This is a genomic window from Microbacterium sp. NPDC064978, assembly GCF_044543605.1.
Classification (GTDB): domain Bacteria; phylum Actinomycetota; class Actinomycetes; order Actinomycetales; family Microbacteriaceae; genus Microbacterium; species Microbacterium meiriae.
This window is the reverse complement of the sequence record NZ_JBITWF010000002.1, coordinates 455978-468253: the sequence shown is the minus strand read 5'-3', so window position 1 is coordinate 468253 and position 12276 is coordinate 455978. Positions and strand designations below refer to the sequence as shown.

Below are 12276 nucleotides of genomic sequence, written 5' to 3'. Positions count from 1 at the left end.
TCCTTCGCTCGGTCGATGCTATGGCATGAGGCCGGGACTGGACAGGAACCGCGCGGTGCTAGATGCTATAGCAAAACCCGAAACCGATGACGAAGGAGTTGTCATGTCCGGCAGAGAGACGCTCGCGCAGGCGCGCGCCGCGGAGGACGCGGTGGGAGCCACCGCCATGAAGAAGGCGATCTGGAGGCTGGGTCCGTTCCTCGGACTGCTCTACCTCGTCGCCTACATCGACCGGAACAACGCGGGCTTCGCGAAGCTGGAGATGACCGCCGCCCTCCAGATCACTGAGGCTGCCTTCGGCTTCGCGGCGGGCATCTTCTTCATCGGCTACCTGCTGTTCGAGGTGCCGAGCAACCTGCTGCTGGAGAAGTTCGGCGCCCGCAAGTGGATCGCGCGCATCATGATCTCGTGGGGCATCGTCGCCGCGCTGACCGCCTTCGTGCAGGACGCGACGCAGTTCGCGATCGCGCGCTTCATCCTCGGGATCGCGGAGGCCGGATTCTTCCCCGGCGTGCTGCTCTACCTCACGCTGTGGTTCCCGCGGCAGTACCGCACGCAGGTGCTCGCCGTCTTCGTGCTCTCGAACCCGATCGCCAACGCGGTCGCCGCGCCGCTGTCCGGCTGGATGCTGGAGCTGCACGGGCTGTGGGGGCTCGAGGGCTGGCAGCTCGTCTTCCTGCTGCAGGGCGTCCCGGCCGTGCTCCTCGCGTTCGTCGTGTTCTTCTGGCTCCCCGACCGCCCCCAGGACGCGCGCTGGCTGAACCCCGCCGAGCAGCGCTGGATCACCGACACGCTCGCCGCCGAGACCCAGGCGACCGAGCAGCGGCACGGACGTCTTCGTCTCGGCGAGGTCTTCCGCAACGGGCGCCTCTGGACGCTCATCGTGCTCTTCTTCGGTGTCGTGTTCGGTGCGTACGGGCTGGGGATGTGGCTGCCGACCATCGTGAAGAGCATGGGCGACTTCTCGAACTCCACCACGGGGTGGCTCGTGGCGCTGCCGAACCTGTGCGCGGCCCTCGTGATGCTGCCGTGGGAGCGCGCCGCCCGGAAGCAGGGCAACATCCCGCTGCAGATCGGCATCACGCTCAGCATCACCGCCCTCTCGCTCATCGCAGCGGTCGCGGCGCAGGGCACGCCGGTGCTCGCGCTCGCAGCGCTGTGCGTCGGGATGTCGGCGCTCTTCTCGACCACCCCGCTGTTCTGGAGCCTGCCGCCCATGGTGCTCACTGGCACGGCGGCCGCGGCCGGCCTCGCCTTCATCAACTCGGTCGGCAACCTCGCCGGCTTCGCGGGACCCTACGCGATCGGCTGGATCAGCGAGACCACGGGGTCGGCGGTGTGGGGCCTGCTCCTCATCTCGGGGCTCACGTTGCTCGGGGCGACGATCGCCTTCGTGCTCAGCCGCCGCACGGACTTCACGACGGCGCCCGACCTCGCCGTCGAGGCGTCCACGGCCCGGCGATGACCGGGCCGGGTCGGCGGTCGTGACGAGAACGTGACCCCGCCGGCCCGGTTCGCTCTAGACGCCTCTCCGCTTTTGCTACATGCTATAGCGCAACACCCTTACCCGAAGCACCACCCGACCTTGGAGGCACCCATGTCGCGTCGTCGTGTTCGGCTCGGCGGAGCAGCAGTGCTGCTGACCGCCGCGCTCATCACCGCTGGTTGCAGCACCTCATCCACCCCCGACGGCCAGGCGCAGGAGGGCGGCACGCTCACCGTCGCCGCCGCGCAGGGCATCCCGCAGCTCAATCCCGCCATCCGTACGTTCGCGTGGGAGGAGGTGCTGTTCCCGCTGCTGTGGAACGGCCTCACCACGACCGACGAGTCCGGCGAGGTCGTCGGCGATCTCGCCGAGAGCTGGGAGGCCTCCGATGACCAGAAGACCTGGACGTTCACCCTCCGCGACGGCGTGACGTTCTCGAACGGCGAGGACTTCACCGCCGACGACGCGGTGGCCGCCTTCGACTACTACCTCGACCCGGAGACGGCGACGCAGGAGAAGAACAAGATCTCGATGGTCACCGACGTCGCCGCGCCGGACGAGAAGACCGTCGTGGTGACGCTGTCCGAGCCCATCGCGACCTTCCCCGCGGGCATCGTCTGGGTGAAGATGATCGACGTCGACGCGCTCGACACGATCGACAAGGAGCCCATCGGCACCGGGCCGTACGTCGTGGACGCCTTCACGCCCGACGACAGCCTCACCCTCGTGCCCAACCCGGAGTACTTCGGCGAGGCGCCGGCGCTCGACGAGATCACGATCGTGAAGGCCGCCGAGTCCACCGCCGCCGTCACCGGCCTCCGCTCCGGCGACATCGACGTGCTGTGGTCGGTGCCGCAGGGGGATGTGGCGGGTCTGGAAGGCGGCGACATCGCCCTGGTGAAGCCCGAGAACCCGAGCCAGTGGCCCTCGTGGGAGATCGACACGACCTCGCCGCCCTTCGACGACGTGCGCGCCCGGCAGGCCCTGGCCTACGCGATCGACCGCGAGGCCATCCTCGACGCCGCCTACTACGGCCAGGGCACGGTCTCGCCGACGAACAACGCGCTCGGCGAGGTCAACCCGTGGTTCGGCGGCGAGCTGACCGATTACTCCTATGACCTGGACAAGGCGAAGGAGCTGTTCGCCGAGGCCGGGGTGACCGAGGGCAGCACGCTCACCTGGTGGGGCGTGGCCGGACAGTACCCGGAGTGGAACACGAGCGGCGAGATCCTGCAGGCGAGCCTGAAGGAGATCGGCATCACGCTGAAGATCGACAACAACGACATCGGCACCTGGGTCGACGCGTTCTACCCCGCGGGCAAGAGCTACCCCGGGTACATCGTGCCGAACTTCCAGTCCACCCCGCCCGAGCCGGCCTACTCGCTGAACTTCTACCTGGAGGGGCGGTGCGAGTGCAACTGGGTCGACCCCGACTTCCAGACGGCGTTCGCCGACGCCGTCGCCGAGCCGGACGAGACCGCGCGGGCCGAGAAGTGGGGCACGGTGCAGACCATCATCAACGAGCAGGTGCCGCTCATCGTGCCGCTGCAGTCGACGGTCGTCACCGCCACCAGCACGGCGGTCGACGGTGTGTGGGTCGAGGGCGGCGGACAGCTGCACCTCGAGGGCGCGCAGCTGAAGGGCTGACGTGGTCCTCTCCGTCCTCCGGCGGGTGGCGATCAGCATCGCGATGCTGATCGCCACCTCGCTCCTCGTCTTCGTCGTGCTCCGGCTGCTGCCGGGCGACCCCGTCATCACCCGCCTCGGCTCGACGCCGGGCGTGGATGCCGAGACCATCGCCCGGCTCCGGGAGGAGGCAGGCCTCGACGCCCCCGTCATCGAGCAGTACCTGCGGTGGATCGGCGGCGTCTTCACGGGCGACTTCGGCCAGTCCTACTTCAACCAGTACTCGGTGACGGAGCTCATCGCGCAGCGCCTGCCCGCGACGCTGGAGCTCACGCTCATCGGGGTGCTGCTGGCCGTGCTCATCGCCACCCCGGCTGCCGTGTTCGCCTCACTGCGTCCGCTCGGCGTGGTCGACAGGGTGCTCACCGCGATCTCGACCGCGGGCATGGCCCTTCCGCAGTTCCTCATCGGCATCGTGCTCATCGTCGTGTTCGCCGTGCAGCTCAAGGTGCTGCCGGCCCGCGGCTACACGCCGTTCGCGGAGGACCCAGCCGAGAACCTCGTGCGCATGATCCTCCCCGGCCTCACCCTCGCCTTCGCGGCGGCGCCGCTGCTCATGCGGTTCCTCCGGGCCTCGATGGTCGAGGTGCTGGACGCCCCCTACATCCGCACCGCGAAGGGCAAGGGACAGTCGGCGAGTGGCGTGGTGCTCGGCCACGCGCTCCGCAACGCCCTGATCCCCGGACTCACCATGCTCGGCCTGATCATCGGCTACACCCTGGGCGGCGTGGTGATCGTGGAGTACGTGTTCGGCGTCCCCGGACTCGGCTCGCTCGCGATCGACGCGGTCTTCAAGCGGGACTACGCGGTGCTGCAGTCGGTCGTGCTGCTGATCTCCGCGATGTTCATCCTCACCACGCTCATCGTCGACCTCCTCTACGGGGTGCTCGATCCGCGTCTTCGTGCAAGGAGCAGCCGTGGCTGACACCCTCACCCTCGCGCTGCGCTCCGCGCGTCCCCGCCGACGGGTCGCCGTCGCCTCCTGGATCCCGCTGGGGCTGCTGGCGATCATCGTCCTCGCCTGCGTGCTCGCCCCGCTCCTGGCCCCGTACGACCCCGCGGCGCAGTCGTCCGACCGGTTCGCGGGCCCCTCGGCGGCGCACCTCTTCGGGACCGACGAGCTGGGCCGCGACCTCTTCAGCCGCGTGCTCTACGGCGGCCAGCTCACCGTGTTCATCGCCGGGGGCGCGACGCTCGTGGCCATGGTCCTCGGCATCGCGTGGGGCATGGCGGCGGCGTTCGGGCGCGGCTGGGTCGATGAGATCCTCATGCGCCTCGCCGACACGGTCATGGCGATCCCGCAGATCCTGTTCGCGCTCGTCTTCATCTCCGCCTTCGGCGCCGACCCCGTGAAACTCGCCGTCATCATCGGGGTGCTCCTCACGCCGACCACCGCGCGGCTCGTGCGGTCGTCGGTGCTCAGCGAACTGCAGGAGGACTACTTCACGGCCGCTGTGGCGTTCGGCTCGACCCGGCGCCGACTGCTCTTCGCCGAGGTGCTGCCGAACGCCAAGGGGCCGATCGTCGTGCAGGCGGCCATCAACGCCGCCAACGCGATCCTCCTGGAGGCGTCGATGAGCTTCGTCGGGCTCGGCATCGCGCCGCCCGAGGCCACCTGGGGCACGCTCGTGCAGCAGGGCTACCAGAAGATGTACCAGTCCATCGGGTACGTGCTGTTCCCCGCCCTGTTCATCTTTATCACCATCTGGCTGCTCAACGTGCTCGCCGACCAGTTCGGCGGCGATCGGAAGGGGAGGGGCCGATGACCGACCTCACGCCCGTCCTGCAGGTGCAGGATCTCACCGTCTCCTACGGCGACGTCATGCCCGTCCAGGGCATCACGTTCGCGGTGCGGCCCGGTGAGCGCATCGGCCTCGTCGGCGAATCCGGCTCCGGCAAGTCGCTCACGGCGCTGTCGATCATGCGGCTGAACGACGGGGCGACCCTCGGCGGCAGCATCCGGCTGCGCGACCGCGAACTGCTCACGCTGAGCCCGCGGGAGATGACCCGCGTGCGCGGAGGCGAGATCGCGATGGTCTATCAGGACCCGATGTCATCGCTGAACCCGGTCCGCACGATCGGGCACCAGCTCGTGGAGGCGATCCGGCTGCACGACCGGGTCTCGGCGGCGGCCGCCCGCGCGCGGGCCGTCGAGCTGCTGACCGAGGTCGGGGTGCCGCTGCCCGAGGAGCGTCTGGGCCAGTACCCGCACGAGTTCTCCGGCGGGATGCGGCAGCGCGTCATGATCGCGATGGCCATGTCCTCCCGGCCCGCCGTGCTCATCGCGGACGAGCCGACCACGGCCCTCGACGTGACGACGCAGTCCCGGATCATCGACCTCCTCGATCGGCTCGCGGAGGACCACGGGACCGCGGTCGTGCTCATCACGCACGACCTCGGCGTCGCCGCCGGGTTCTGCGAGCGCATCCACGTGATGCGGCACGGGCGCGTGGTCGAGGAGGGGCCGGTCGACCGCATCTACACGGCCCCGGAGCATCCGTACACGCAGGCGCTGCTCGGCGCGGTCGTCGACCTCACGGTGGACGTGCAGCAGCCCATCCGCACCGCCGCGGAGGTGCTCGAACGCGGGACGGAGCCGCTCGCCGAGGCCGGGTCGATCAGCGCGGTGGATCGGGCGCGGGAGTCCGGCGACGTGCTGGTGGACGTGCAGGGCGTCTCGAAGGTGTTCACGCTCGGCTCCGGGCGCCGGGTGACCGCGGTCGACGACGTGTCGTTCCAGATCCGGCGCGGCGAGACGGTCGGGCTCGTCGGCGAGTCGGGCTCCGGCAAGTCGACCGTGTCGAAGGCCGTGCTCGCGCTCGGCGGCATCGACGGAGGCACGGTCGTCTTCGACGGGCAGCGCCCGCACGACCTCCGCGGCGAGGAGCTGCGGCGGCTGCGCAAGCGCATGCAGATGGTGTTCCAGGACCCGTTCTCGGCCCTGAACCGGCGGCAGACCGTCGCGCAGATCATCGAGGCGCCGCTGCGCGCCCACGGCATCGGCACCCGGGCCTCCCGCGCCGAGAAGGTGCGCGAGACCATGCACCGCGTGCGTCTGGACGAGGAGTTCGCGCACCGGCTGCCGCGCTCGATGTCCGGCGGGCAGTGCCAGCGCGTGTCCATCGCCCGGTCGCTCGTGCTCGAGCCGGAGTTCCTCGTGCTCGACGAATCGGTGTCGGCGCTCGACGTGTCGATCCAGGCGCAGGTTCTCAATCTGCTGCGGGAGCTGCAGGCGGAGCTCGGCCTCACCTACCTCTTCATCAGCCACGACCTGGCGGTGATCCGGTACATGTCCTCGACGGTCGCCGTGATGCAGCAGGGCCGCATCGTCGAGATCGGGGCGCGCGACGCGCTCTTCGCGAACCCGCAGCACGAGTACACGCGCGGGCTCATGGCGGCGATCCCCATCGCCGACCCGGTCCTCGAGCGCCGACGGCGCGCGGAGGCCGCGGCGCTCTGGCAGGCCCAGGGCGGGCAGACGGGCGCGGTCCCTGCCGCGCTCGCAGGACGAGGAGGACGACGATGACCACCATGGATCAGGAGACGGGGCCCTCGACGGACGCCGCGGGCGCCGGCGCGGCGGTGCGGTCGACCGGCCGCCGCGCGCTCATGGCCGGGCTCGGCGCGGTCGCGCTCGGCACGGTGGGCGTTCTCGCGAGCACCGCACCGGCGCAGGCCGCGCCGGTCGCCGCCGGCGCCAAGGACGTCACGCGAGCGGAGTCCGTCGCCGACCTGGCCCGTCTCCGCGCCCGCGACGGCGAGGTGGCGGTCGTCGCCGGGTACCGGAAGCCCGGCGACGCCGGACTGCTCGTGTACGTGGGCAGCGAGAACGCGAAGACCAAGGTCAACGGCGGCACCGTGATCGCGGGGAAGCACGACACCCGGTGGGTGCTGCAGCACGACGGCACCGTCGACTTCCGGGTCTTCGGTATTACAGGACCGGAGAAGCCGGCCGACGATGCGCTCGCGGCGATGGTGAACGATCCCCGCATCCGCCGCATCGAGGCGAGCACCGACCTCCTGTTCCGGCGTCGGCATCGCTTCACCCGGTCGTACGTCGAGATCGACTTCGGCGGACACGTCATCACGACGGACGGCATCGAGAAGAACACCCACGACAACCCGTTCGGTGCCGTGATGTTCTTCACCGGAGTGCCGAAGGACGTCACGGTCGAGCACGCGCTGGCCGAGGCCTGGCCGGAGTTGACCGACGCGGTCGCCGTGCCGGACGCGTCCCGGTTCCCCGTGGACTCGTGGTGGGCGGTGCAGTGCGACCCCGTCGCCGGAGGAGGGGCTGATGAGCGCGAGCTGCAGCGGTTCGTGCAGGTGACGCAGCAGATCGACGGCACCCACATCCGCATCGATTACCTCAACGGCTGGCCGCTCGACACGGGGCGGAAGCTCATCTGGCGGCAGATGGCACCGGTCGCGGGCGTGCGGATCGCGAACATGCGGTTCCTCGGTGCCGGTCCCTTCGACGGTCCCACCGACGGCTCCTTCCCCGACTCTCGCGAGCTCACCGGCTCCCACCCGATCGCCTTCGAGTACGCGATCCACTGCGACGTCGCCGACGTGCACGCGAGCCGCACCTGGTGGCCCGTGATCATGCGGCGCTGGAACACGCACTTCACGACGGAGCGCTGCTCGGTCGAGAACCCGCCGACCGTGTTCTACGGCGGTGCGGGGTACCTGACGCAGCAGATCTACAGCCTCTACGGCCGGGTGAGCGACTGCACGTCGTCGAACGCCCGGCACCTGAACGACCTCACCGCCAGCGCCTACTGCCTCGTCGAGAACTGTCATGGCGACGGCGACGACCAGGGCGGCAATCCCTTCACCACGCACGGCCAGTACGAGCACGACCTCACCTTCATCGGCAACTCGGGGCTGATGGACATCGCCAACTCCGGCGCGCAGTGGGGAACGGCCGCCAAGCGCATCACGGTGCGCGATCACGTCTGCTCCTGGTTCGTCGCCGGGACGAAGATCAGCGATCTGACGCTGGAGAACGTGCGCGTCATCGGCCGCTCGACCTTCGATCCGCAGGCGACCATGACCATCAACGCCGACGGCGCCCAGGTGCGCGGGTGCACCGCGGGGCTGTTGGCGATCGGACAGCGGTCGCAGCGCTCGTCGCGGCCGACCGTGATCGCGGACTCCACCTTTGCGCTGCCCAAGGATCAGGTGCTCGTGCAGACCCCGGTCACGGCTCCCGTCCGCTTCGTGGACTGCACGATCACCGGGATCGACGGGGTCAAGGCGCGCGGGTCTGGGCCGGTCGAGTTCGTGGACTGTCGTCTCAGCGGCCCGGCGGGCGGCGCCCCGTTCGAGGTCGGCGCATCGAAGGTGACGATCCGCGGCGGATCCGTGCGCGACGTGCGCCTGACCGCGACAGCGGTGCGGGATCAGCTCATCGCTCTGGACGGGGTCGAGCTGTCCACGGAGCGCGCGGACGGCGCTCTGCTCAGCAGGGCCGCAGGCGCCGGCGTCGTCACCTGGCGGGTGAGCGGGGTGACCTCGACGGTGCCGAAGGGCGCTGCCCACCTCGACATCGGCGCGGGCGTCAATCACGCCCGCGTCACCGGCAGCCAGTTCGTCGGCGGACGACTGCGGCTGGCGGACGGATTCGCCGAGCCGTCGACGCTGCTCTACAGCGACACCGTCGAGCGCGGCGTCGAGACCGCACTGCCGGAAGCCGGACCGCGCGTCGTCATCGCCGACGTGCTGACGAGCGCGTGACGGACGGCATCATGGATATCAGGGAGGACCACGCGTGAACGACACCGCAGCGGCGACGCACCTCGGAGACCGCATCCGCATCCCCCGCACACGGGCGCGCATCGGCATCGCCCGGCGCGACATCACCCCGCCCGTCGGCATCCGCGCCAAGAACTGGGGACCGGCCGACTGGGAGCGCTCCGAGGGGGCGCACCGGCCGTTCGAGCTGACCGCGCTCACGGTGGTGGCCGTGGACGAGCGGCCGCGGGTGCTGCTCGCCGTGGACGGCACGTGGTGGCGCCGAGTGGCCGACGAGCAGGGCGTGCGCGGGGCGATCCTCGACGGTCTGGGCCTCGAGCCCGATCAGCTCATGCTCTCCCTCTCGCACACCCACGCGGGGGCCGTGCTGTGCGCCGCGGACGCGCATCTGCCGGGCGGCGAGCTCATCCCCGGGTACCTGGAGGCGCTGTCCACCGCGGGAATCGCGGCAGGGCGGGAAGCGCTGGAGACCGCGCGACCGGGACTGATCGAGTGGACCACGGGCACCTGCACCCTCGCGGCGGAGCGGGAGCTCGACCTCGACGGCCGCGCGCTCGTCGGCTACAACCCGCAGGGCACCGCCGACGACACGGTGACGATCGGCCGGATCAGCATCGACGGAGAGGTGCGGGCGACGCTGGTGAACTACGCCTGCCATCCGACGACCCTGGCCTGGCAGAACCGAGAGGTGTCGCCGGACTACGTCGGCGCGATGCGCGAGATCGTGGAGGCCGCCACCGATGCACCGTGCCTGTTCGTGCAGGGGGCCTCGGGCGAGCTGGCCCCGCGGGAGCAGTACACCGGCGACGTCGCGGTGGCCGACCGGCACGGACGTTCACTCGGGCACGCGGTGCTCGCGGCGCTGGACGGGCTTCCGGTGCCGGGCGAGGAGCTGACGCTGGACGGGGTCGTGGAGTCGGGTGCTCCGCTCGCGATCTGGACCGGGACTCCGGCGGACGGCGGCGAGGCGGCGGCGGGAGTCGTCTCGTCGGTCGAGCTGCCGCTGCGCGACCTGCCCACCCTGGACGAGCTCGCCGAGGAGTGGAAGGACATCGACCCCCGGTCGCGGGAGGAGCGTCTCGGACGGGCCCGGAACCTCCGCGACGGGTACATCGAGGGCCCGACCGTGTCGCATCCGGTGTGGGCGTGGCGGCTCGGTGACGCCGTGATCCTGGGGCATCCGGGCGAGGCGTATTCCCGGCTGCAGACGACGCTGCGGGAGCGGTTCCCGGAGACGCCGATCGTGGTGATGAACCTCACGAACGGTCCGGGCTTCGTGTACCTCCCGACCCGCGAGGCCTACGACCGCGGTGCCTATCAGTCGTGGCAGACGCCCTTGGCCCCCGGTGCCCTGGAGCTCCTGGAGTCCCACGCCGTGTCGTTGGTGGCCGGACTGCGGGGGTAGCCCCCTTTCGAATCGCCCACTTTGCTCCATTTCCGGCCGAAATCGAACCAGTTGCGCGATTCGAACCGGATAGAGTTGCTATAGCAAATCCCCGAGGCAGAGGAGAGACATGACCGCGCGCCCCGTCGCCATCGTCACCGGAGGCTCGGCCGGCATCGGCTGGGAGATCGGACAGCGACTCTCCGCGGACGGCTACCTCGTCGTCGCGACCGACCGCGTCCCCGGGCTCACCGCGGGCGAGAACCCCGCCGGGATCCTGTGGCGGGAGCTCGACGTCACCGACCACGCCGCCGTCGACCGGGTCTTCGGCGAGATCGAGGCGGAGCTCGGGCCCATCGAGGTGCTCGTGAACAACGCCGGCATCCAGCGGCACCGCGGCATCGAGGACCTCACGTGGGACGAGTGGTCCGCGGTCGTGGACGTGAACCTGCACGGGGTGTTCTCCGCCCTCCAAGCTGCAGGGAAGCGGATGCTCGACCGGGGTGAAGGCCGCATCGTCAACATCTCGTCCATCTCCTCGCGAGGCTCCGCGGGGCGGGCGCCGTATGCCACGACCAAGGCCGCCGTCATCGGCCTCACCTCCACGGCCGGAGCGGAGTGGGCGTCGCGAGGGGTGCGCGTCAACGCGGTGGCCCCGGGCTACGTCGACACCGGTGTGTTCCGGCAGGGCGTCGAACAGGGGACGCTGAGCCTCGACACGATCCTGTCCCGCATCCCCGCGAAGCGCCTGGCCGACGCGAGTGAGATCGCCGCGGCCGTGAGCTTCCTCGTGTCGGACCAGTCGCGCTACATGAACGGTCAGACGCTGTACGTCGACGGCGGCTTCATGGTGGACTACGGCGTGCCCCTCGCGAAGAAGCCCGAATGACCACCGTCGCCCGGATCGACACGGCCACGGCGGTGCTCCCCCTTCCGGCACCGCTGCAGCTCGGTGCGATGACGGTCACGCGACGGGAGTATTCCGCGGTGCAGGTGACGGCGGACGACGGCACCACCGGGGTCGCCTACTGCCTATCGCGCGAGGCCCCGATGGCGGAGATCGTCGAGCGCCTGGTGGCTCCGCACGCAGTGGGGCTCGACGCCGACGACCCGGCGGCCGCGTGGGACCGGATGCTCCGCGGCAGTGCGATCGTCGGACGGGTGGGGCTCGTGCGGCGGGCGATCGGTCTCGTCGACATCGCCCTGTGGGACATCGCGGCCCGTCGTGCCGGCGTGCCGCTGTGGACCCTGCTCGGCACCGGTGACGCCCCGCGGGAGGGGATGCTCGTCGCCGCGTATCCCTCTCCGCAGCGGACGCCGCGGGAGGTCGCCGATGAGGTGCTCGCGCAGGCGGACGGCTGGGCGCAGGTGAAGATCTCCCGCATTCCCGATCCGGCATACATGCGCGAACTGCTCGCGATCCTCGGCGCCGAGCTGCCGTCCGCGACCGGTCTCGTCGTGGACGTGGGCTTCGGCTGGCCCGATGCGGAGGCTGCAGTGGCGGAGGTCGCGCAGTGGGGCGACCCGCGCCTGGCCTGGCTGGAGGACCCGCTGCTCCCCGAGGACGCGGCCGGCGTGGCCCGGATCCGCCGGGAGACCGGATTGCCGGTGGCGGTGGGCGACGAGGTGACGGACCCCGCCGTGCTCCGGGCTCTCGTGGAGGTCGGCGAGGTCGATGCCCTCCGCCTCGACGTCGTCGCGATCGGCGGCATCACGCCCGCCAGGGAACTCATCTCCTGGGCGGCAGAGCGCGGCGTCCCGGTGTCCGGACACGTGTACCCCGAGGTCACGGCGCACCTCGGCATCCAGGTGGAGACCTTCGCCCGCGGGGTGAATCCCTACGACCCCGCGCCCTCGTTCGTGACGGGCGGTCCGGAGTTCGCCGGGACCGTGACGCCGCCTGCAGCTCCTGGGCTCGGCTTCGGCCTCGATCCCGCCGTCTTCCGATTCGAGAGGGACTGAC

General features: G+C 70.6%; 9 protein-coding genes. All 9 read left to right on the top strand.

The annotated features are described in order from the left end of the window. Positions 1-103 precede the first annotated feature (103 nt). The 9 genes from ACIGJI_RS09140 (at position 104) to ACIGJI_RS09100 (ending at position 12275) form a co-directional block, all read left to right on the top strand. Positions 104-1465, top strand: coding sequence for an MFS transporter (locus ACIGJI_RS09140; RefSeq protein WP_363445156.1), 1362 nt, complete (start codon positions 104-106; stop codon positions 1463-1465). Between the two features lie 132 nt (positions 1466-1597). Further along, entirely contained in the window at positions 1598-3133 is a 1536-nt protein-coding gene (locus tag ACIGJI_RS09135; RefSeq protein WP_187662938.1) for an ABC transporter substrate-binding protein, read from the top strand. A 1-nt stretch (position 3134) separates the two neighbouring features. Beyond that, the gene (locus ACIGJI_RS09130; protein ID WP_363445154.1) at positions 3135-4097 is read left to right on the top strand and encodes an ABC transporter permease; all 963 of its coding nucleotides are present in this window, start codon (positions 3135-3137) and stop codon (positions 4095-4097) included. Beyond that, positions 4090-4938 carry an ABC transporter permease gene (locus ACIGJI_RS09125; RefSeq protein ID WP_363445152.1) on the top strand — a complete coding sequence of 283 codons (849 nt, stop codon included), beginning with the start codon at positions 4090-4092 and terminating at the stop codon, positions 4936-4938. Before ACIGJI_RS09130 ends, ACIGJI_RS09125 begins: the two co-directional genes overlap by 8 nt. Beyond that, a complete protein-coding gene (locus tag ACIGJI_RS09120) occupies positions 4935-6698 on the top strand; it encodes an ABC transporter ATP-binding protein (protein ID WP_187662940.1) in 1764 nt (587 codons plus the stop codon). The genes ACIGJI_RS09125 and ACIGJI_RS09120 overlap by 4 nt, the downstream gene beginning before the upstream one ends. After that, the gene (locus ACIGJI_RS09115; protein ID WP_363445150.1) at positions 6695-8911 is read left to right on the top strand and encodes a peptidase C14; all 2217 of its coding nucleotides are present in this window, start codon (positions 6695-6697) and stop codon (positions 8909-8911) included. Before ACIGJI_RS09120 ends, ACIGJI_RS09115 begins: the two co-directional genes overlap by 4 nt. A 34-nt stretch (positions 8912-8945) precedes the next feature. Next, a complete protein-coding gene (locus ACIGJI_RS09110; protein ID WP_363445148.1) occupies positions 8946-10334 on the top strand; it encodes a hypothetical protein in 1389 nt (462 codons plus the stop codon). Between the two features lie 109 nt (positions 10335-10443). After that, complete coding sequence (locus ACIGJI_RS09105) at positions 10444-11202, top strand: SDR family NAD(P)-dependent oxidoreductase (protein ID WP_085604421.1); 759 nt, start codon at positions 10444-10446, stop codon at positions 11200-11202. After that, complete coding sequence (locus tag ACIGJI_RS09100; protein WP_363445145.1) at positions 11199-12275, top strand: enolase C-terminal domain-like protein; 1077 nt, start codon at positions 11199-11201, stop codon at positions 12273-12275. The genes ACIGJI_RS09105 and ACIGJI_RS09100 overlap by 4 nt, the downstream gene beginning before the upstream one ends. Position 12276 lies beyond the last annotated feature (1 nt).

What these genes read in the sequence shown, in the direction of transcription:
- ACIGJI_RS09140 (WP_363445156.1), top strand. Translation starts at nt 104, where the DNA reads ATGTCCGGCAGAGAGACGCTCGCGCAGGCGCGCGCCGCGGAGGACGCG.
- ACIGJI_RS09135 (WP_187662938.1), top strand. Translation starts at nt 1,598, where the DNA reads ATGTCGCGTCGTCGTGTTCGGCTCGGCGGAGCAGCAGTGCTGCTGACC.
- ACIGJI_RS09120 (WP_187662940.1), top strand. Translation starts at nt 4,935, where the DNA reads ATGACCGACCTCACGCCCGTCCTGCAGGTGCAGGATCTCACCGTCTCC.
- ACIGJI_RS09115 (WP_363445150.1), top strand. Translation starts at nt 6,695, where the DNA reads ATGACCACCATGGATCAGGAGACGGGGCCCTCGACGGACGCCGCGGGC.
- ACIGJI_RS09105 (WP_085604421.1), top strand. Translation starts at nt 10,444, where the DNA reads ATGACCGCGCGCCCCGTCGCCATCGTCACCGGAGGCTCGGCCGGCATC.
- ACIGJI_RS09100 (WP_363445145.1), top strand. Translation starts at nt 11,199, where the DNA reads ATGACCACCGTCGCCCGGATCGACACGGCCACGGCGGTGCTCCCCCTT.